General features: G+C 63.9%; 13 protein-coding genes. 5 read left to right on the top strand and 8 right to left on the bottom strand.

Going from position 1 to position 20,274, the window contains the following annotated elements:
• Window positions 1-271: 271 nt before the first annotated feature.
• Together AABB87_RS18505 and AABB87_RS18500 are read right to left on the bottom strand one after the other, a co-directional pair.
• Window positions 272-745 (bottom strand): cyanophycin metabolism-associated DUF1854 family protein, encoded by a 474-nt coding sequence (locus AABB87_RS18505; RefSeq protein WP_058718510.1) that lies wholly within the window; start codon window positions 743-745, stop codon window positions 272-274.
• Window positions 746-760: 15 nt separating this feature from the next.
• Entirely contained in the window at window positions 761-3,043 is a 2,283-nt protein-coding gene (locus tag AABB87_RS18500) for a cyanophycin metabolism-associated ABC transporter (protein WP_341972740.1), read from the bottom strand.
• A gap of 253 nt (window positions 3,044-3,296) precedes the next feature.
• Between AABB87_RS18500 and AABB87_RS18495 the strand changes: the two genes are divergently transcribed.
• From AABB87_RS18495 to AABB87_RS18485, 3 genes are all read left to right on the top strand, one after another.
• On the top strand, window positions 3,297-5,486 hold the full coding sequence (locus AABB87_RS18495) for a cyanophycin synthetase (RefSeq protein ID WP_341972739.1): 2,190 nt from the start codon (window positions 3,297-3,299) through the stop codon (window positions 5,484-5,486).
• A gap of 57 nt (window positions 5,487-5,543) precedes the next feature.
• Complete coding sequence (gene cphA / locus AABB87_RS18490; protein WP_341972738.1) at window positions 5,544-8,123, top strand: cyanophycin synthetase; 2,580 nt, start codon at window positions 5,544-5,546, stop codon at window positions 8,121-8,123.
• A gap of 349 nt (window positions 8,124-8,472) precedes the next feature.
• Window positions 8,473-9,258 carry a PEP-CTERM sorting domain-containing protein gene (locus tag AABB87_RS18485; protein WP_341972737.1) on the top strand — a complete coding sequence of 262 codons (786 nt, stop codon included), beginning with the start codon at window positions 8,473-8,475 and terminating at the stop codon, window positions 9,256-9,258.
• A gap of 98 nt (window positions 9,259-9,356) precedes the next feature.
• On the opposite strand, the gene AABB87_RS18480 is transcribed toward AABB87_RS18485, so the two are convergent.
• The 5 genes from AABB87_RS18480 to guaD are packed head-to-tail and all read right to left on the bottom strand — an operon-like array spanning window position 9,357 to window position 15,489.
• Window positions 9,357-10,529, bottom strand: a complete 1,173-nt coding sequence (locus tag AABB87_RS18480; RefSeq protein WP_341972736.1) for a BMP family ABC transporter substrate-binding protein — start codon at window positions 10,527-10,529, stop codon at window positions 9,357-9,359.
• Between the two features lie 47 nt (window positions 10,530-10,576).
• Complete coding sequence (locus AABB87_RS18475) at window positions 10,577-11,497, bottom strand: ABC transporter permease (RefSeq protein ID WP_341972735.1); 921 nt, start codon at window positions 11,495-11,497, stop codon at window positions 10,577-10,579.
• 12 nt (window positions 11,498-11,509) lie between these two features.
• Entirely contained in the window at window positions 11,510-12,586 is a 1,077-nt protein-coding gene (locus tag AABB87_RS18470; protein WP_341972734.1) for an ABC transporter permease, read from the bottom strand.
• Window positions 12,579-14,126, bottom strand: a complete 1,548-nt coding sequence (locus AABB87_RS18465) for an ABC transporter ATP-binding protein (RefSeq protein WP_341972733.1) — start codon at window positions 14,124-14,126, stop codon at window positions 12,579-12,581. Before AABB87_RS18465 ends, AABB87_RS18470 begins: the two co-directional genes overlap by 8 nt.
• A gap of 22 nt (window positions 14,127-14,148) precedes the next feature.
• Window positions 14,149-15,489: a guanine deaminase gene (gene guaD, locus AABB87_RS18460; protein WP_341972732.1), complete on the bottom strand. Its 1,341-nt coding sequence runs from the start codon at window positions 15,487-15,489 to the stop codon at window positions 14,149-14,151.
• A gap of 55 nt (window positions 15,490-15,544) precedes the next feature.
• On the opposite strand from guaD, the gene xdhA reads away from it, so the two are divergent.
• Together xdhA and xdhB are read left to right on the top strand one after the other, a co-directional pair.
• Window positions 15,545-17,092, top strand: coding sequence for a xanthine dehydrogenase small subunit (gene xdhA, locus AABB87_RS18455; RefSeq protein WP_341972731.1), 1,548 nt, complete (start codon window positions 15,545-15,547; stop codon window positions 17,090-17,092).
• Complete coding sequence (xdhB, locus tag AABB87_RS18450; RefSeq protein WP_341972730.1) at window positions 17,089-19,428, top strand: xanthine dehydrogenase molybdopterin binding subunit; 2,340 nt, start codon at window positions 17,089-17,091, stop codon at window positions 19,426-19,428. The genes xdhA and xdhB overlap by 4 nt, the downstream gene beginning before the upstream one ends.
• Here the strand turns inward: xdhB and AABB87_RS18445 are convergent.
• Window positions 19,417-20,247 carry an HDOD domain-containing protein gene (locus AABB87_RS18445; protein ID WP_341972729.1) on the bottom strand — a complete coding sequence of 277 codons (831 nt, stop codon included), beginning with the start codon at window positions 20,245-20,247 and terminating at the stop codon, window positions 19,417-19,419. The two genes, xdhB and AABB87_RS18445, sit on opposite strands and share 12 nt — an antisense overlap.
• Window positions 20,248-20,274: the final 27 nt, after the last annotated feature.

Below are 20,274 nucleotides of genomic sequence, written 5' to 3'. Positions count from 1 at the left end.
CAGTTGGTGACAGCCTTGCCGCTGGTATCGCGGCAAGTCCTTCGGCAGCCGAGCCAAGCCTTCCGGCTTGGCTGTGCAGCCTCAGAGCTACTCGCTCGCTGTGCTCACTCGGGCGGTCTGTCACTCACAAACCCGCTCAAACAGTTGGAGACAGCCTTGCCGCTGGTATCGCGGCAAGTCCTTCGGCAGCCGAGCCAAGCCTTCCGGCTTAGCTGTGCAGCCTCAGAGCTACTCGCTCGCTGCGCTCGCTCGGGCGGTCTGTCACTCAAAGTTATAGGAATCGTTCCAGAATCTTCTTCGAGCCCTTGTCCAGCGCAAAGCGGTCCGGCACCAGCAGTTGCAGGCCATGGCTGCTGGCGATCAAGAGGCGGCCTTCGCCCAGGCGGCGGATGTCCTCTTCGGTGCGCAGGATGAATTGGGTTTCGCCGCGGTCGGTTTCCACCGTCCACTGGCTGGGCGTTGAGAAGGTCGACACCTTCTTGATGCTCAGCACGCTGGGCATGAAGTCGCGGCTGGCCAGCTCAGACTCAAGCAATTCGCGCTCCGGCGCGGGCAGGTCGCTGAGGCGGTTGACCCACAGCAGCTCATGCCCGTCCTGACCCACCAGCGAAACGCCTTCGTCAGGGGCTGAGATGGGGTGCGCGCGCACCGGCACCACGGCCTCGTGACGCTGGCCCGCCTCATCGGTCAGCACCAGCCGGCCCAGGGCGTTGCGCTCCAGCTTTTGATATGTCGTTGTTGTCATGGTGGCGGCGCTCGCTCAGGCGTTGAGGGTGTGGGCGGACAGATTAGGCGGCAGCAGGGGCACGGTTTCTTCCGCATCCACCCGGCGCGCCTGCGCCTCATACAAGCGCCAGTAGTGGCCGCGCTTTTCCATCAACTCGTCGTGCGGCCCAACTTCAACCACCTGGCCGCGATCCATCACCACCAGACGATCCGCCTTGCGCAACGTGGACAAGCGGTGGGCGATGGCGATGGTGGTGCGGCCTTGCACCAGGTTATCCAGCGCCTTCTGAATTTCCTTTTCGGTCTCGGTGTCCACCGAGGAGGTGGCTTCGTCGAGGATCAGGATGCGCGGGTCGATCAGCAGCGCGCGGGCGATCGAGATGCGTTGGCGCTCCCCGCCTGACAAGCCCTGACCCCGCTCACCCACCAGCGAGTCATAGCCCTGCGGCAGGCGCAGGATGAATTCATGCGCATGTGCGGCGCGTGCCGCGGCCACGATTTCTTCGCGTGTAGCGTCGGGCTTGCCGTAGGCGATGTTCTCGGCAATGGTGCCGAAGAACAGGAAAGGTTCTTGCAACACCAGGCCGATGTGGCGGCGATAGTCAGCCACGCGGATGCGGCGCAGGTCGACGCCATCCACACGGATTCCACCTTCGGTCACGTCGTAGAAGCGGCAGATCAGGTTCACCAGCGTGCTCTTGCCCGAGCCGCTATGGCCCACCAAGCCGATCATTTCCCCGGGCTTGATCTCCAGCGTCAGGCCCCGAATCACGGCCCGGTTGCCGTAGCGGAAGCCGATGTCATCGATTTGCAAGCCGCCCTGCACCTTGTTCATTTCCACCGGGTGGGTGGGTTCGGGCACATTGGATTGATGGTCCAGGATGTCAAAGATGCGCTTGGCGCCGGCGGCGGCCTTTTGCGTCACCGAGACGATGCGGCTCATCGAGTCCATGCGGCCGTAGAAGCGGCCGATATAGGCCAAGAACGAGGTCAGCACACCCACCGTGATGTCTTGATGCGAGATCAGGTAGATGCCGTAGGCCCAAACCACCAGCAAGCCCATTTCGGTCAGCAGTGACACCGTGGGGGTGAACAAGCTCCAGGTCTTGTTGAGCTTGTCGTTGACCTTGAGGTTGTTGTCGTTGGCGTCCTTGAAGCGCTTGGCTTCGCGGCTTTCTTGCGCAAAGGCCTTGACCACGCGGATGCCAGGAATGGTGTCGGCCAGCACCGAAGTCACCTCACCCCAGACGCGGTCGATCTTCTCGAAACCGGTGCGCAGGCGGTCACGCACCAGATGGATCATCCAGGCAATGAAGGGCAGCGGCACCAAGGTGGCCAGGGCCAGCCAATGGTTGATGGAGAACAAAATCACCGCCGTCATGGTCAGCATCAGCACATCGGTGATGAAGTCCAACGCATGCAGGGACAAGAACACGCTGATGCGGTCGGTCTCCGAGCCGATGCGCGACATCAAGTCACCGGTGCGCTTATTGCCGAAATACTCCAGCGACAGCGACAGCAGATGCTCAAAGGTATGGGTGCGCAGATCGGCCGCAATGCGCTCCGACACCAAGGCCAAGATATAGGTCTTGGCCCAGCCGAGCAGCCAGGACACCAGGCCGGCACCAAACAAGCCGCTCAAATAGAAAGTCACCAGCCAAGGATCAATCTTCTGCCCGGCCTGAAAGGGGATCAACACCTCGTCCATCAGCGGCCGATAGAGATAAGGGCCCACCAAGGTGGCGCCCGTGGCGCCCAACATCAGCAAGAAGCCCAGCAACAGCTGGCCCTGGTAGGGGCGAGCGAATTGCCACAGGCGCAGCAGCACCCAGGTGGACGGCGGCGTATGCAGCTCACGCGCACAAGTGGGGCACTCTTCGCTCTCGGGTGGCAGCGGCGCCTTGCAGCTGGGGCAGAACTCCAAGTCCTCGGCCGAGCCCTCGCCGACCACGGCGCGGTTCTCAAACGCTTCTTGCCAGCGCTGGGCTTGCAGATTGATCTGCAGGGTGAAGCGCCATTGCGCCAAGCGTTGCGCACCTTCAATCAGCTCCAGACTGCCAATGCCGGCATGGTCGCTGATGCGCATTTCCATGCCCGGGGTCAGCGCCCACTCGCTCCACACCGCCGTGGCCGGATCCCAGGCCAGCAAACGCTGATTCGTCAGCGCCAACAGGCCGCTGGCAAACTGCATCCGCGAGTCGAGGTCAACCTCCAGCTGGGCTTGAACGTTCTCATTCGTTAACAGGCGTGATTGCAAAGCGGCCCACTGGGGGTGCTGAACAGAAGCGTCGACGACAACAGGATGATGATGCTGCATTGTGTTTTTGAGCCAAGGTCTTTAAAAAGCCACCTGGCGTTGTTTGGAGTGAGATTTTCACTCATGCGCCGCCCCTCACCACTTTCCGCAGCAATTCTTGCGCTCGGGCTGCAGCGCAAGTGGACAAAAGCAAACAGTCACTTGGGCGCCTTGTAAGCCGCTGTCAGCCTTGACGCTTGCCAAAGGGCGCACAATGATGCCCTGCCGCGATACCCGCAAAAATTCCCCTCCCCCTCATCAGTCCATGCCATCCATGAGCAAGAAAGAAGACATCAAGCTGCAGCGCATCAATTATTTGCGCGGGCCCAATATGTGGACCTACCGTCCCGTGCTGGAGGTCTGGCTGGACCTGGGCGAGCTGGAGGACTACCCCAGCAATCTGCTGCCCGGCTTCACCGAGCGCCTGACCAAGGCCCTGCCGGCCCTAATCGAACACCATTGCGGCGTGGGCGAACGCGGCGGTTTTCTGCAGCGCCTGGTGGAAGGCACCTGGTGCGGCCATGTGCTGGAGCATGTGGTGATCGAGCTCTTGAACCTGGCGGGCATGCCCACCGGTTTTGGCCAAACCCGCAGCACCAGCCAGCGCGGCGTTTACCGCATGGTGTTCCGCGCCCGTGACGAGCAAGTGGCCCGCAGCGCCCTGGCCGAGGGCCATGCCTTGTTGATGGCCGCCATCAACGACCAAGCCTTTGACGTGGACGCCGCCGTGGCCCGGGTGCGCGACAAGCTCGACGACTGCTACCTCGGCCCCTCGACGGCCGCCATCGTTGCCGCCGCCACCGACCGCCGCATCCCGCATATCCGCCTCAATGACGGCAATCTGGTGCAGCTGGGCCATGGTGCCCGCCAACGCCGCATCTGGACGGCTGAGACGGATATGACCAGCGCCATCGCCGAAGGCATTGCCGGCGACAAGGATCTGACCAAGACCCTGCTGAAGTCCTGCGGCGTGCCGGTGCCCGCCGGTGTCGCGGTGAAGTCGGCCGAAGCCGCCTGGGAAGCAGCCGTTGACCTGGGCTTGCCGGTGGTGGTCAAACCATCCGACGGCAACCACGGCCGCGGTGTCACCCTGGACCTGAAGAAGCGCGAAGACGTCTACGCCGCATTCAAGCTGGCCGAAGAACACGGCAGCGAAGTGCTGGTGGAAAGCTATATCCCCGGCAACGAACACCGCCTGCTGGTGGTGGGCGGCAAGGTGGTGGCCGCCGCCCGCGGCGACATCGCTTTTGTGATCGGCGACGGCACGCAGACCGTGGGCCAACTGATCGACTCGCAAATCAACACCGACCCGCGCCGCGGCCTGACCGAAGAATTCCCGCTCAACCGCATCAATCCACTGGAAGATGCGGTGATCCTGCTGGATCTGGAGCGCCAAGGTCTGAGTATTGAGGCGGTGCCCGAATCCGGCCGCCAAGTGCTGATCCAGCGCAACGGCAATGTCGCCATCGACTGCACCGATCTGGTTCACCCCGAAGTGGCCCATACCGTGGCCCTGGCTGCCCGCGTGATTGGCCTGGACATTGCCGGCATCGACGTCGTGGCTCAGGACATCAGCCGCCCCTTGCAGGAGCAAGGCGGCGCCATCGTCGAAGTCAATGCCGGCCCAGGCCTGCTGATGCACCTGAAGCCCGCCGAAGGCATGCCCCAGCCGGTGGGCCAGGCCATCATCGACCATTTGTTTGCCGACGATGAAACCGGCCGAATTCCCGTTGTGGGCATCGCCGGCTCGCGCGGCACCCACACCATTTCCCGCCTGGTGGCCTGGCTGCTGCACCTCAACGGTCGCCATGTCGGCCTGGCCTGCCGCGATGGCTTGTTCCTGGGTACACGCCGGGTCGAACGCAAGAACAGCGCGCGCTGGGACGCCTCGCACCGCTTGCTGATGAACCGCGGCGTCGACGCCGTGGTGATCGAAAACAGCGCCGAATCCGTCTTGCGCGACGGCCTGGCCTATGACCGCTGCCATGTGGGCGTGGTCACGGATATGGGCGGCATCGCCGCCCTGGGCGACTTTGACGTGCAGACCGAAGATCAGCTCTTCAAGGTCATGCGCACCCAGATCGATGTGGTGCTGAGCGAAGGTGCGGCCGTCTTGAACGCCGCCGAGCCGCGCCTGCTGGACATGATGGAACTGTGCGACGGCGAGGTCATTTTGTACGCCGAAGATGCTCAGCTGCCGGCCTTGCAGGAGCACCGCGCCAAGGGTGGCCGGGCTGTCTTCTTGCAAGGTGGTGCCGCCATGCTGGCGCAGGGCCAATCGGAAACCCTGGGCGCCAATGTCGAGGCCTTGCTGCGCCGCTTTGCAGCGACGCCTGCCGCCGCGACGGCCGAGTTGGATAGCAGCGTTGTGCTGGCCGCCGTGGCCACCGGCTGGGCCATGAATATTTCGCCCGAGTTGATTTCCGCCGGCCTGGACACTTTTGTTCCTGACTTGCACGCCTGATCACACCCGGCCTCGTTAGCGATCCCCTTTTTTTCCAGATTCGAAAGACAGCAAACCATGGAAGTCTCTCGCACCCGTGCACTGCGTGGCCCCAATATGTGGAGCCGCCATACGGCCATCGAGGCTGTTGTGCATTGCCAGCCGCAAGAGCAATCAATCGCCGCCCTGCCCGAGTTCGAAGCCCGGCTGCGCGCCCTGTTCCCCCGCATTGGCGCCCTGCGTCCGGCCAGCGCCACGCGCACGCCGATCTCGCTGGCCCATGTGCTGGAACAAGCCACCCTGGCCCTGCAAGCCCAGGCCGGTTGCCCGGTCACCTTCAGCCACACCCACGTCACCTCCGAGCCCGGCAGCTACCAAGTCGTGGTGGAGTACAGCGAAGAAGACGTCGGCAAGCTGGCCTTTGACTACGCGCGCAAGCTGATCGCCGCTGCACTGGACGGCACTGCCTTTGATGCCGATGCTGCGCTCAAGGAACTGCGCGATCTGGATGAAGATGTGCGCATGGGACCAAGCACCGGTTCCATCGTCAACGCGGCCGTGGCCCGTGGCGTGCCTTATCGCCGCCTGACCCAAGGCAGCTTGGTGCAGTTTGGTTGGGGTGCCAAGCAGCGCCGCATCTGGGCCGCGGAGGTGGACGCCACCAGCGCCGTCTCCGAGTCCATTGCACAAGATAAAGACCTCACCAAGCGCTTGCTGCAATCGGCCGGCGTACCGGTGCCCATCGGCAGCCCGGTGCATTCGGTGGATGAAGCCTGGCAAGTGGCGCTGGACGTGGGCCTGCCCGTCGTGGTGAAGCCGCAAGACGGTAACCAGGGCAAGGGCGTGACGGTCAACGTCGTCACCCGCGAACACATGGAAATCGCCTACAAGGCGGCCGATGAAATCGGCACCGTGATGGTGGAGAAATTCCTGCCCGGCAGTGACTACCGCCTGCTGGTGATCGGCGACAAGCTGGTCGCCGCCGCCCGCCGCGACCCACCGCATGTGATCGGCGACGGCGAACTGACCGTCAAGCAATTGGTGGACAAGGTCAATGCCGACCCCAAGCGCGGCGATGGCCACGCCACCTCGCTGACCAAGATTCGCTTCGACGACATCGCCGTGGCGCGCCTGGTGCAGCAAGACCTGACCCCCGAGTCGGTGCCTGAGAAGGGCCGCCGCGTCATCTTGCGCAATAACGCCAATTTGTCCACCGGCGGCACCGCCACCGATGTGACAGACGATGTGCACCCCGAAGTGGCCGCCCGCGCGATTGCCGCAGCCCAAGTCGTGGGCCTGCATGTCTGCGGCGTGGACGTGGTGGCCGAAGGCGTGCTGCGCCCGCTGGAAGAGCAAAGCGGCGGCATCGTCGAGGTCAACGCCGCCCCCGGCCTGCGCATGCACTTGAGCCCCAGCTACGGCAAGGGCCGCAATGTTGGCGAGGCCATCATTGCCCACCTCTACGGCCATGGCCACAAGAGTGAAGATGGCCGCATTCCGGTGGTGGCCGTCACCGGCACCAACGGCAAGACGACGACATCCCGCCTGATTGCCCACCTCTTCGCCACCTGTGGCCTGAAGGTCGGCATGACCAATACCGACGGCGTCTATGTGGACGGCCGCCAGATCGACAGCGGTGATTGCTCCGGCCCTAAGAGCGCACGCAATGTGCTGATGCATCCCGACGTCGAGGCCGCCGTGTTTGAAACCGCGCGTGGCGGCGTGCTGCGCGAAGGCCTAGGCTTTGACCGCTGCCAAGTCGCCGTCGTCACCAATCTCGGCGCCGGCGACCACCTGGGCATGAACTTCCTCAACACCGTCGAGGAGCTGGCCTTGGTCAAGCGCGTCATCGTGCAGAACGTTGCACCCACCGGTTTCGCGGTGCTCAACGCCGCTGACCCTATCGTCGCCGGCATGGCCGCAACCTGCCCCGGCCAAGTGATTTACTTCGCCGCTGACCGGCATCATCCCTTGATGGCGACTCACCGCGCGCAAGGCAAGCGCTGCGTCTACATCGACGGCGACATGCTGGTGGCCGCCCAAGGCAGCTGGCGTGAAAGCATCCCACTGCGCGAAATCCCCATCACCCGCAACGGCGCCATCGGCTTCCAGGTCGAGAACGCCATGGCCTCGGTGGCAGCAGCCTGGGGCATCGGCCTGGACTGGGACACCGTGCGCCGCGGCGTGGCCAGCTTCGCCAATGACGCCGACAACGCCCCCGGCCGCTTCAATGTGATGGACTATCGCGGTGCCACCGTGATTGCCGATTACGGCCATAACGCCGACGCGATGCGCGCCCTGGTCTCGGCCGTTGCAGCCCTGCCGGGCAAACGCCGCTCGGTCGTGATCAGCGGCGCCGGAGACCGCCGCGACGAAGACATCCGAGAACAAACCGTCATCCTCGGTGCAGCCTTTGACGACGTGCTCCTGTTTGAGGACGCCTGCCAACGCGGCCGCCAAGACGGCGAGGTGCTGGCGCTCTTGCGCCAAGGCCTGGAAGGTGCCAGCCGCACCAGCCATATCGACGAAATTCGGGGCGAGTTCATCGCCATCGACAAGGCTTTGGCCAGATTGCAGCCAGGCGATTTGTGCTTGGTTCTGGTCGATCAGGTCGAAGAAGCCTTGGCGCACCTGGCCAAGCGAATCGCCGAAGGCTGATGCCTTACTAAGCTAGGGTTAACTAGGGTTATCACCAAGGGTTTACACGCCCCCTTGTTTCAAGGGCCATCAGGTGACCGTTTTTTTCTAGGCTTCGTCATAATCAATTCATCACTGGACCGCTACCGTTGTGGGAGCGGCTTAGTTGAGGCGCTGAAACGCTAGGCGAGTGGCGCTATCGCCCTGGTCTGTCTATTTGTCTGCCGTTTGTCTCAGTCATGACCTGAACGGCACCTTCGGCTGTCATTGGTTTTCGGGAGTAGTAAACATGTCTAGATTGACTCATTTGGTTCGTGCCCTGGCGCTTGCTGGTGTCACGTCCGCCCTGGCTGCGAGTGCGTTCGCAACCGTGACCGTCAAGGACGGCCTCGGCAATACGCTGGCCTCCGGCATCACGGCTTTTGACGAAAACGAGACGGGCAGCGGCGTTTTGAAGGGTGTCGGCTCAGCAGTACCCGTTGTCGGCGCTATTCAGGACTACCTGTATCAGGCCAATGTCGTGAGCTTCACCGGCGCGCTTTCGCCCACACTGAATGGCAGCTTTGCCGCTGGCGGCTATGAAGTCACTGTCGCAGCCCATGTTCAGCTGCAGGTGACGAGCGTGACCGCGGTTGGCTCAGGCTTCGTGGCAACATTCAAGACCATCGGCGGCTCCGCTGGCCTGTACTACGACAGCTTGGCGGAAGGCGGCTTCAAGTCAGATACCGCATCGGGCAAGGGCTTTGACGATGGTCATTTGTTCGGCATGTTCAATGTGACGCCCGGCGGTGTTTCCTCGTTCTTCTCACCCACCGTCGGTACGGGTATTGGCTCTGCGGCCTTCGACTTCAAAGTGGTCGGTGCCGTGGATGGTAACTACCTGACCAGCAGCACGGGTCCCGTCACTGGCATGAACTTCTCGTCCAACCAGAGCCTGCCGGTGGGCACCTCGGCCACCACGTCCTTCCACAACAACTCGTCCAATAATTTTGGCGATTTGTTCCCCACCTATGCGGTCGGCAACAATGACATGCTGCTTAAGGTGGACGGTTCGACAACCTTCACCACAGCGGTTCCGGAGCCATCGTCTTACTCCCTGCTGCTGGCCGGCTTGGGCGTGTTTGGTTTCTTGGCACGCCGCCGTCGCAGTGTTTGATTTGTAAAGCCTGAATAAAAAAAGCAGCCTTGACGGGCTGCTTTTTTGTTTGTGCGGCGCCAAGTTGGCGCCACTCTGCTTTCAACTAGGCCGAAGCCTTATTTGGCGCCTGGCAAATTGCCTTCCACGCCCTTGACGTAGAAGTTGATGCCGGAGAGGAACTTGTCGTCGGCCACATCGCCGGCCTTCAGCACCTCCTTGCCGTCTTGCGCCAGCAAGGGGCCCTTCCAGATCGCGAAGCTGCCGTCCTTGAGACCGGCCTTGACCTTGTCCAGCTCGGCCTTGGCTTCTGCCGGCACTTTGTCAGAGATCGAGACCAGATCGATGGCCCCCTCTTTGACGCCCCACCAGGCATGCTTGCCTGGGCCGGCTGTCCACTTGCCGTCCAGCACTTCACGCACGCTGGCGATGTAGTACGGTGCCCAATTGATGACGGCAGAACCCAGGTGAGCCTTGGGGCCGTAGCCGCTCATATCGGAATCCCAGCCGAAGGCCAGCTTGCCGTTCTTCTCGGCCGTCTGCAGCACGGCGCTGGAGTCGGTGTTTTGCATCAAGACGTCGGCGCCACCATTGATCAGGGTCTGCGCCGCTTCCGATTCTTGCGGTGGGTCGAACCACTTGTTGACCCACACCACTTTGACCTTGATCTTTGGGTTGCCGGTCTGCGCGCCGAGGGTGAAGCTGTTGATATTGCGGATCACTTCGGGAATTGGGATGGAACCGACCACACCCAGCGTCCCGGTCTTGCTCATGCGTCCGGCGATCACGCCAGCCATGTACGCGCCCTCGTAGGTGCGTGCGTCGTAGGTGCGCATATTGCCGGCCTGCTTATAGCCGGTGGCATGCTCAAACTTCACCCCGGGGCTGTCCTGGGCCACCTTGAGCATGGGTTCCATATAGCCGTAAGTGGTGCCAAAAATGAGTTTGGCATCCTGACCCACCATATCGCGGAAGACGCGCTCGGCGTCGGCCGCCTCGGGCACCTTCTCAACGATGCTGGTGACGATACGGTCGCCAAATTCTTTGTCCAGGGCCTTGCGTGCGTTGTCGTGCGCGAAGGTCCAGCCGCCGTCACCCACCGGGCCGACGTAGGCAAAAGCGATCTTCAAAGGCTGGGGCTTGGCGGCTGCGTCAGCGGCGCTGGCGGCGGATGCGGGAGCGGCCGGCGCTGCAGCCTCCTCCTTCTTGCCACAGCCCAGCAAGGCGGCCGTGGCGGCCAAACTTGTCCAGGCACCCAGTTTGAGCAGGTGTCTGCGCTTGTCTTGATTCATGGCATCTCCAAAAAATGAGCAACAAGGTTGCGGAGGAATGAGGGCAATCAGGAACCCGGGAAGAAGGGCTTGCCCAGTGAGGCCGGCATATTCGCCCGGATGAAATTGGCATTGCTGGAAATCAGCACCAGCACGGTGATGGTGGCCAGATAAGGCAGCATGCTGAGGAACTGGCTAGCAATTTGCATGCCCTGACCTTGCAGATAGAACTGCAACATGGTGACAAAGCCAAACAGATAGGCGCCCAACAAGACGCGCGCCGGCCGCCAGGTAGCGAAGGTAGTCAACGCCAGCGCGATCCAGCCCTTGCCGGCAATCATGCCTTCCACCCACAGCGGCGTGTAGATGACCGAGACATAGGCACCAGCCAAGCCGCACAAAGCACCGCCAGCCATCACCGCCGCCAAGCGCAGGCGGCGCACCGGGTAGCCCAAGGCATGGGCCGACTCGGGCGACTCACCCACGGCGCGCAGAATCAGGCCTGAGCGCGAGCGATACAAGAACCAAGCCAAGCCGAAGGTCAAAGCAATCGTGCCGTAGACCAAGGGATGATGTTTGAAGAAAGCCGGGCCGATGAAGGGAATATCCGCCAGGACCGGAATTTGGTGCGACAGCCGGGGCGACAGCTTCTCTTGCGTGTAACCCAGGCCCACAAAAGCCGAGAAGCCCGCACCAAACAGGCTCAGTGCCAAACCGGCGGCGTATTGATTGGTGTTGAGCCAGATTACTAGCAGGCCGAACAAACCCGCCAACAGCGCCCCAGCCGCCATGCCAGCCGCGAAGGCCAAGGTGTCGCTGCCGGTGTGAAAAGCCGTGGCATAGCCCGCCACCGCCGCCACCAACATCATGCCTTCAGCACCAAGATTGACCACGCCAGCGCGTTCATTGATCAAGAGGCCCAGGGCCGCCAGCGCCAGAAAGGTCCCGGCGCTCATGGCCGCAGCAATCAAGAGAGCAATCGATTCCATGCTGACTCCTGATTAAGCCTGTTGGCCCGCAGCCGGGCGCACCCAACGCAGGCGGTAATGAATCAAGGTGTCGCTGGCCAGCAAGGTGAACAGCAGCAGGCCCTGGAACACCCCGGTGATGGACTTGGGCAGGCCCAGGCGGGACTGCGCCAACTCCCCACCGATGTAGAACATGCTCATCAAGATGCCTGAAAACACAATGCCCACCGGATGCAAGCGCCCCACAAAGGCCACGATGATGGCGGCAAAGCCGAAGCCCGCCGGCACATAAGGCGTCAGTTGCCCCAGCGGTCCGGCCACTTCCAGGGCGCCGGCCAGGCCGGCCAAGCCGCCCGAAATCAGCAGCGCCGTCCACAGCGCGCGCTGCGATGAAAAGCCCGCATAGCGCGCCGCGGCCGGCGCCATGCCGCCCACTTGCAAGGCGAAGCCTGCGTAGCTGCGGAACATGAATAGCCACAAGCCCAGCACCGACGCCGCCGCAATCAACACGCCGATGTGCAGGCGCGAGCCATCGAACAATCTAGGAATCTTGGTCACCGCCAAAAAGCTGATGGACTGCGGGAAATTGAAACCCTGCGGATCCTTCCACGGCCCGTAAACCAAGTAGTTCAAGAGCAAATCAGCCACATAGACCAGCATCAGGCTGACCAGAATCTCATTGGCATTGAAGCGCGCCCGCAATGCGGCGGTAATGGCCGCCCAAGCCATGCCTCCCAAGACGCCTGCCAGCAGAATGGCCAGCACAATCATGCGGCTGCTGGAAGCATCCGCCTGCATGGCCACCCAGCCGCCAGCCAGGGCGCCAATGATGAACTGCCCCTCGGCGCCGATATTCCAGACATTGCTGCGAAAGCACAGCGCCAAGCCCAGCGCGATCAGGATCAGCGGCGTCGCCTTCAGCCCCAACTCGCTCCAGGCATAGGCCGAACGAATCGGCTCCCAAAAAAACATTTGCAAGCCACGCATGGGCTCTTTGCCCAATAGCATGAACAGGCCCACACCCAACAAGACCGTGACCGCCAGCGCGATCAGAGGCGAGCACAGCGCCATCAGGCGCGAGGGTTGCGGCCGGGCTTCCAGCTTAAGCATGCAAAACCCCTCCGCGCGTTTCGCTGGGCAAGGCTTCAGGCCAAAGCCCGCTCATCCATTCGCCGACCAACTCGCGGTTGGCCTCTGAGATCGGCAGCACCGGCGACAAGCGCCCTTGCGCCATCACCACCAGGCGATCGCTCAACTCAAACAATTCGTCCAACTCCTCGCTGACCAGCAGCACCGCGCAACCCTCGTCGCGCAGCTTGAGCAACTCGGCGCGGATCAGCGCCGCTGCGCCCACATCAACCCCCCAAGTCGGCTGGGCAATGATGAGCACCCGCGGCGCGGCCGAAATCTCGCGCCCGACAATGAACTTCTGCAGATTGCCGCCCGACAAGCTGCTGGCCGCCGCCCCGGCGCCACCGGCCTTGACTTGGTAGCGAGCGATCAGCGTCTCAGCCATGCGCTGCACCGCATGCACCCGCAGCCAACCCCAGCGAGTGACGTGGTCACTGCGCGTTAGCAAAGTGTTCTGCGCCAGCGACATGGCCGGCACCGCGCCACGCCCCAGCCGCTCCTCGGGCACAAAGTGCAAGCCCAGAAGGCGGCGCTTGCGCGCGCTGGCGCGGGCAATGTCCTGACCAAACAAATGCACGGCGCCGGGCTGGGCGCGGCGATCTTCGCCCGACAGCGCCGCCAGCATTTCCTGCTGGCCGTTGCCCGACACGCCCGCCACACCCAGGATCTCGCCCGGCTGCAGCTGCAATTCCAAATCCACCAAAGTGGTGCCAAAAGGCTGGGCCTTGGCCAGGCTCAGGCGGCGCAGGCTCAGCGCGGGCACCTGGCTGCGCTGGCGGGCCACCGAGGGCGCGGCGCGCAACGGTGGCGGCTCGCTGCCAATCATCAGGCGTGACAACTCAGCATTGCTCTGAGTGCGCGGATCCACCTCGCCCGTCACCTTGCCCGCGCGCAGCACGGTGCAGTGATCGCAAAGCGCGCGGATCTCGTCGAGCTTGTGGCTGATGTAGAGAATCGCGCAACCCTGCGCGGCCAGCTGGCGCAGCGTGGCAAACAGCTTTTCCACCGCCTGCGGCGTTAGCACCGAGGTTGGCTCATCCAGAATTAGAAGCTCGGGCTTGCCCATCAGGGCGCGCACGATTTCCACCCGTTGCCGCTCGCCCACCGACAGCGTATGCACCGGCCGCAGCGGGTCAACGTCCAGGCCATAGACCTGCGCCACCTCACGGATGCGCGCCGTCACCTCGGCCAGGCTGATGCTTTTATCCAGGCCCAGCCAGACGTTCTCGGCCGCCGTCATGGTGTCGAACAGCGAGAAGTGCTGGTAGACCATGCTCAGGCCCAGGGCACGCGCCTCGGCCGGGCTCTTGATGCGCACCGTCTTGCCATTCCAGCGAATCTCGCCGCCGTCGGGCTGCACCGCGCCGTAGACGATTTTCATCAGGGTCGACTTACCCGCACCGTTCTCGCCCAGCAAGGCATGAATCTGGCCAGCGCGCACCTGCAAATTCACCCCATCATTGGCCTTCACGGAAGGGTACTGTTTGCTGATGGCGATAAGTTCAAGCCGCAGGGTCATGCTGCAAAGGTCTCTTTGGGGGTCAGGTCTTGCGGTGATACGAGATTTTACCTGCCACGTAGCTGCTGACGAGATTGCGCTCATCCGACAAACACATCCACGCGAACACACGTTCATGCAAGTTCTGGGCCACCGCATCGCGCGCCTGCGCCACCGGGCCGCATGCCCAGTCCCACACGCACACATCGGCCAGCGTGTTGGTGCCGAAGTGGCCCAGCTCATGCGTCAATCCCAGCCCTTCAGCGGCACCACGCGTGGCAGCATGCAAAGCCGCCCAAGCGCTCAGACGCTGGCCGGCCAGCGCCTGCACCTTGTAGGCATCGAGCAAATTGCGCTGCATGCTCAAACTGGTGCCGCCGCCTACATCGCTGGCCACACTGACTGGCACGCCGGTGCCCGCCGCAGCCGCCCAGTCAAACAAGCCGCTGCCCAGGAAAAGGTTGGACGAAGGGCAAAAAGCCAGCTGGGCGCCGCGCCGCTGCAGGGCCAGCCTGTCTTCATCGTCCAGCCAGATGCCATGCGCCAGCACCGCGCGCGGATGAAGCAGGCCGAGCTGGTCGTACACATCGAGATAGCTGCGCGCCTGCGGGAACAAGTCGCTGACCCAGCGCACCTCGGCGCGGTTCTCGGCCACATGGGTTTGCATATAGAGCGACGCATCGGCACGGCAAAGTGCGCCGGCCATGGCCAGTTGCGCGGCACTGCTGGTGGGTGCAAAGCGCGGCGTCACCGCATAAGCCAAGCGCCCGTGAGGGCCTTGGCCATGCCAGCGGTCGATTAAATCGATGCAATCCCGCTCGGCACTGGCCACATCGTCCAGCAAGGCCGCGGGCGCGTGGCGGTCCATCAAGACCTTACCGGTGATTAGGCGCATGCCGCGCTCGGCTGCAGCTGCGAACAAGGCCTCGGCCGAGACCTTGTGAACGGTGGGGAAGACCACCGCCGCTGTTGTGCCATGGGCCAGCAAGGCGTCTAGAAAACGCTCGGCGCCCGCCTGCGCCACGGCCGGGTCGGCATAGCGGCATTCGGCCGGGAAGGTGTAGGTGTTGAGCCAGTCCAGCAACTCAGTGCCGTAAGAGGCGATCACATCGAGCTGCGGGCAATGCACATGGGTGTCGACAAAGCCGGGCATGATCAGCCGGCCACTGTGATCCACCTTGTGCCAGCTTTCATCGGGCTCGGCGGGCTGGCTGCCCTGGATGCGGCCATCGGCGATCAGCAACCAGTGGTCGGGCTGAAAACGCACGGCCGGGCTATCGAGCACACCCCAGGCAGGCTGGGCGCTGAAGTCAAGCAGATCGCCACGCAGGGCCAAGCGATTCGGCGGGGTCGAAGAGGATTTGATCGTTGTTTCAGATGGCATACGCTGCCATCGTATATCTTCGAGCCTGAGCAAGCCCGCCAAACAAGGCAAAAACATGAGTACCTCGACCCGCAACATTCGCTTCTTCCACCGCGGCGCCATCCGCACGGTGCAAGACCTGCCCCCCACCACCACCGTGCTGGAATGGTTGCGCGAGCATGCGCATTGCACAGGCAGCAAGGAAGGCTGCGCCGAAGGCGACTGCGGCGCCTGTACGGTGCTGCTGGGTGAGCTGGATGCCGCCGGCCAGTTGCAGCTGCGCAATGTCAACGCCTGCACCCAGTTCCTGCCCAGCCTGGACGGCCAGGCCCTGCTAACGGTGGAGGACCTGGGCAGCTCTGCCGCCCCCAAAGCCGTGCAACAAGCGATGGTGGAATGCCACGCCAGCCAATGCGGCTTCTGCACCCCGGGCATCGTGATCAGCTTGCAAGCCTGCCTGGAGCGCCACTGCGAGGCCGGCACCCGCCCGAGCCGCCAGCAATTGGCCGACGACTTGGCCGGCAATCTGTGCCGCTGCACCGGCTACCGGCCGATTCTGGACGCCGGCCAGCGCATGTTCGAGCTGCCGGCTCAGCGCCTTGACGGCCCCGCCATTGCCGCCGGCCTGCGAGAGCTGCAAAGCGATGCGCCCCTGCACTACGTGGCGGCCAATCCCGCACAGCCGAGCCAAAATCAAGCCCAAGGCCGCAGCGATCACTTCCACGCCCCGCGCAGCGTGGCCGAACTGGCCCAGCTGCGTGCGGATAAACCGCAAGCACTGCTGCTCAGCGGCGGCACCGACATAGGCCTGTGGCACAACAAACAGTTCCGCGACCTGGGCGACATCATCTACCTCGGCCAAGTCGCCGAGCTGCGGCAGATCCGAGCCCAAGCCTTCGAAGGCCGGCCCGGCTTGTGGATTGGCGCCGGCGCCAGCCTGGAGGCCGCCTGGGCCGCCCTGGCCGAACTGGCGCCCAATCTGCGCGAGCTGTGGCTGCGCTTCGCCTCGCCGCCGGTGCGCCAGGCCGGCACGCTGGGCGGCAATATCGCCAACGGCTCCCCCATCGGCGACGGCGCTCCGGCCCTGATCGCCCTGGGCGCCGACATCGTGCTGCGCAGCGCCCAACGCGGCCAACGCCGCCTGCCGCTGCAAGACTTCTACCTCGGCTACCAGCAAAAAGACCTGGCCGCCGACGAGTTCGTCGAGGCCCTGCACCTGCCCAGGCCCACGCCCGACTTGCAACTGCAAGCCTACAAAATCAGCAAGCGCTATGACAGCGACATCTCCGCCGTTTGCGCCGTGCTGGCGCTGCGCCTGGACGACGAAGCCCGCGTGACCGAGGCCCGCTTTGCCTTCGGCGGCATGGCCGCCATCGTCAAGCGCGCGGCGCGAGCCGAAGCGGCAGTGCTAGGTCAAGCCTGGAATGAGGCCGCCGTGCAGCGCGCGGCCCAGGCCTTGGCGCAAGACTTTCAACCGCTGAGTGATCTGCGCGCCAGCAGCACCTACCGCCTGCGGGTGGCGCAAAACCTTTTACACAAACTCTGGCTGGCCACGCGGCCAGACGAGCCACTGCCTGCGCCTGAGTTGAGCGTTTGGCAAGCCCAAGAACGAGGTGCAGCATGACGCGCGCGCTCAACTCTGGCCTGATCGGCACTAGCCCGCCGCATGAATCCGCCCTCCTTCATGTGACTGGCGAAGCTCGCTACACCGACGACATCCCCGAAGCCCAGGGCACGCTGCATGCCGCGCTAGGACTTTCACCCGTCGCGCATGGCCGTCTGCTGGGCATTGACCTGGACTTGTTGCGGCGCCAGCCCGGCGTGGTGGCCGTACTGACAGCGGCGGACATCCCCGGCGACAACAATTGCGGCCCGCTGGTCCATGACGACCCGATTCTGGCCGCCGAGCACTTGCGCTATCTGGGCCAGCCGGTGTTCGCGGTGATTGCCAGCAGCCGCTTGCTGGCGCGCCGCGCGGCAGCCCTGGCCAAGACCGCCATCCGCTGCGAAGCCCTGCCCGCCGTTTTGAACGCGCTGCAAGCCCATGCCGCCGGCGATTATGTCGTGCCGCCCATGCACCTGAGCCGGGGCGACGCAGCCACTGCGCTGGCGCAGGCGCCACTCAGCTTAAGCGGCGACTGGTCGGTAGGCGGGCAGGAGCAGTTTTACCTGGAAGGCCAGATCAGCTACGCCTTGCCGCAAGAGCAGCAGGCCATGCTGCTGCATTGCTCGACCCAGCATCCGAGCGAGATGCAGCAATTGATCGCCCATGCCCTGGGCTGGCAAGCGCATCAGGTGCAGGTGCAATGCCGGCGCATGGGGGGCGGCTTCGGCGGCAAGGAGTCGCAGTCGGCGCTCTTCGCCTGTGTGGCGGCCATCGCCGCGCAGCAGCTGCAGCGCCCCGTCAAGCTGCGCGTGGACCGCGACGACGACTTTCTGATCACCGGCCGCCGCCACGGTTTTGACTACCGCTGGCAGATCGGCTTTGATGAGCAAGGCCACATCCTCGGCGCCGAGGTGGACCTGATCGCCAACTGCGGCCACAGCGCCGATCTCTCGGCCCCGGTGATGGCCCGCGCGCTCTGCCATTTCGACAATGCCTACTGGCTGCCTCACCTCGCCCTGCACGGTTTTTGCGCCCGCACCAACACGCAAAGCAATACCGCCTTCCGCGGTTTTGGCGGCCCGCAGGGGGCGCTGGCCATCGAGATGATTCTGGACTCGGTTGCCCGCAGCCTGGGCCTGGACCCGCTGCTGGTGCGGCAGCGCAATTTCTACCGCAGCGAGGGCGGCTGTGATGTCACACCCTACGGCCAGCCAGTGGCCGACAACATCTTGCAGCCGCTCACCGATCAACTGCTGGCCAGCAGCGATTACCACGCCCGCCGCGCCGAGGTCGCGCGCTTCAACACCAGCAGCGCTGTGCTGAAAAAAGGCCTAGCGCTGACACCGGTCAAGTTCGGCATCTCCTTCAACGTGGTGCATTTGAACCAGGCTGGTGCGCTGGTGCATGTCTACACCGACGGCTCGGTGCTGGTGAACCATGGCGGCACCGAGATGGGCCAGGGCCTCAACACCAAGGTCGCGCAGGTGGTGGCGCATGAGCTTGGCCTGAGCCTGAGCGCCGTGCGCTGCAGCGCCACCGACACGCAAAAAGTCGCCAACACCTCCGCCACCGCCGCCTCCACCGGCACAGACTTGAACGGCAAGGCCGCACAGCAGGCCGCGCAAACCATCCGCCAGCGCCTGGCCATTTGCGCCGCCGCACTGTTTGGCTGCGAGGTCGCCGTGATTGAGTTCGCCAACGATGAGGTGCGCGCCGGCAGCCATAGCCTGAGCTTCAAGGACTTGGTCGCCAAGGCCTATCTGCAACGCGTGCAGCTCTGGAGCGAGGGTTTCTACACCACGCCAGGTCTGCAATGGGACAAGACCCGGCTGCAGGGGCGCCCCTTCTACTACTTCGCCTACGGCGCGGCGGTAGTGGAAGTTTTGGTGGACACCCTGACCGGAGAGAACCGCATCACCCGCGCCGACCTGCTGCATGACGCCGGCCGCTCGCTCAACCCGGCCCTGGACATCGGCCAGGTGGAAGGCGGCTTTGTGCAAGGGGTCGGCTGGCTCACCACCGAGGAATTGGTTTGGCACCCGAGTAGTGGCGCCCTGCTGACCCACGCGCCCAGCACCTACAAAATCCCCACGGCCAACGACAGCCCGCTCGATTTCCGCGTTAACTTGTTCGAGCAAGCCAATGCGGTGGCCAGCATCCACCGCAGCAAGGCCGTGGGCGAGCCGCCGCTGCTGCTGGGCTTTGCGGCCCTGTTGGCGATCAAGGATGCGGTGGCCGCTTGTGGGCCGGCGGGCTGCGACCCGCAACTGTGCGCGCCGGCCACGGCCGAGCGGGTGCTGGCCGCGGTGGGTGCCTTGGGTGCCCAGGGCAGCGCTTCAGGCTCAGCCCAGTAGCTGCTCCACATCGCTGGCCACATCGCCAGCGGCTTCCAGCTTGGCCGCCAAAAAGGCCAGGTCCAGGTGCAGGTGCTCGATCAACTCCGGCACGGCCACTTGCAGGGCATGGGTCGGGTTGTCCTTGTTTTGCGCGGCGTCGGCCAAGACTTCGGCCATATGCAGCACAGCCGCCATCAGCGAGAAGGGGCGCACCTCCATCGGCGTGTTGGCATCGGCAAAGGCCTCCACCATGGCGGCGGGGAAATGCCAGTGGCGCGCCAGCGAGGCGGTCACATCCGCATGGGTGCAATCGAAGCGGTGCTGCTCCAGCGAGAAGCGGCTGCCGGGCTCCACCGCCAGCGTTTCCACCTCGGCCACTTTGTCCGATTCGGCCAGCGCCATCAGGATCTGCCCGGTGCGCAGCATCAGGCCGGCCAGGTAAGCGGTTTCGGCATCGAGCTTGACCATCTTGGCCAGGACGCGCGCATAGGCTGCCGTGGTGATGCCATGGCGCCAGAACACGCCGCGGTCCAGGCCCTTGACCTTGGGGAAGGCGCCGGCCATGCAGGCCGCCAGCGACAGATTGCGCAGCGTCTCCATGCCTAGAGCTGCCGCAGCATCTTGCAGGGTTGAGATCTGGTGGGAGGGGCTGTAGCGGGCCGAATTGGCCAAGCGCAGCACCTTGGCGGACAGGCTGGCGTCTTTGCCGATCAAATCGGCCAGGGTTGCCAGGCTGATGTTGTCGTCATCAAAGCTGCGAATCAAGCGGCTGGCCACCTCGGGCATGGTGGGCAGGGCGCTGTTGTGCTGGAAAAATTTCTCGGCGGCTTGACTCAAGGCGGCTCTCCTCTGGCTTGGGCTGAA

The sequence above is a fragment of the Roseateles sp. PN1 genome, from assembly GCF_038419725.1.
In the GTDB taxonomy this organism is placed as follows: Bacteria; Pseudomonadota; Gammaproteobacteria; order Burkholderiales; family Burkholderiaceae_C; genus Paucibacter_A.
The sequence above is the reverse complement of the archived record's forward strand: the minus strand, read 5'-3'. Positions and strand labels throughout refer to the sequence as shown.

Excerpts from the sequence above, each read along its gene's own strand:
- AABB87_RS18505 (WP_058718510.1), bottom strand. The coding sequence starts at position 745 with ATGACAACAACGACATATCAAAAGCTGGAGCGCAACGCCCTGGGCCGG.
- AABB87_RS18500 (WP_341972740.1), bottom strand. The coding sequence starts at position 3,043 with ATGCAGCATCATCATCCTGTTGTCGTCGACGCTTCTGTTCAGCACCCC.
- AABB87_RS18495 (WP_341972739.1), top strand. The coding sequence starts at position 3,297 with ATGAGCAAGAAAGAAGACATCAAGCTGCAGCGCATCAATTATTTGCGC.
- cphA (WP_341972738.1), top strand. The coding sequence starts at position 5,544 with ATGGAAGTCTCTCGCACCCGTGCACTGCGTGGCCCCAATATGTGGAGC.
- AABB87_RS18480 (WP_341972736.1), bottom strand. The coding sequence starts at position 10,529 with ATGAATCAAGACAAGCGCAGACACCTGCTCAAACTGGGTGCCTGGACA.
- AABB87_RS18475 (WP_341972735.1), bottom strand. The coding sequence starts at position 11,497 with ATGGAATCGATTGCTCTCTTGATTGCTGCGGCCATGAGCGCCGGGACC.
- AABB87_RS18470 (WP_341972734.1), bottom strand. The coding sequence starts at position 12,586 with ATGCTTAAGCTGGAAGCCCGGCCGCAACCCTCGCGCCTGATGGCGCTG.
- AABB87_RS18465 (WP_341972733.1), bottom strand. The coding sequence starts at position 14,126 with ATGACCCTGCGGCTTGAACTTATCGCCATCAGCAAACAGTACCCTTCC.
- guaD (WP_341972732.1), bottom strand. The coding sequence starts at position 15,489 with ATGCCATCTGAAACAACGATCAAATCCTCTTCGACCCCGCCGAATCGC.
- xdhA (WP_341972731.1), top strand. The coding sequence starts at position 15,545 with ATGAGTACCTCGACCCGCAACATTCGCTTCTTCCACCGCGGCGCCATC.
- xdhB (WP_341972730.1), top strand. The coding sequence starts at position 17,089 with ATGACGCGCGCGCTCAACTCTGGCCTGATCGGCACTAGCCCGCCGCAT.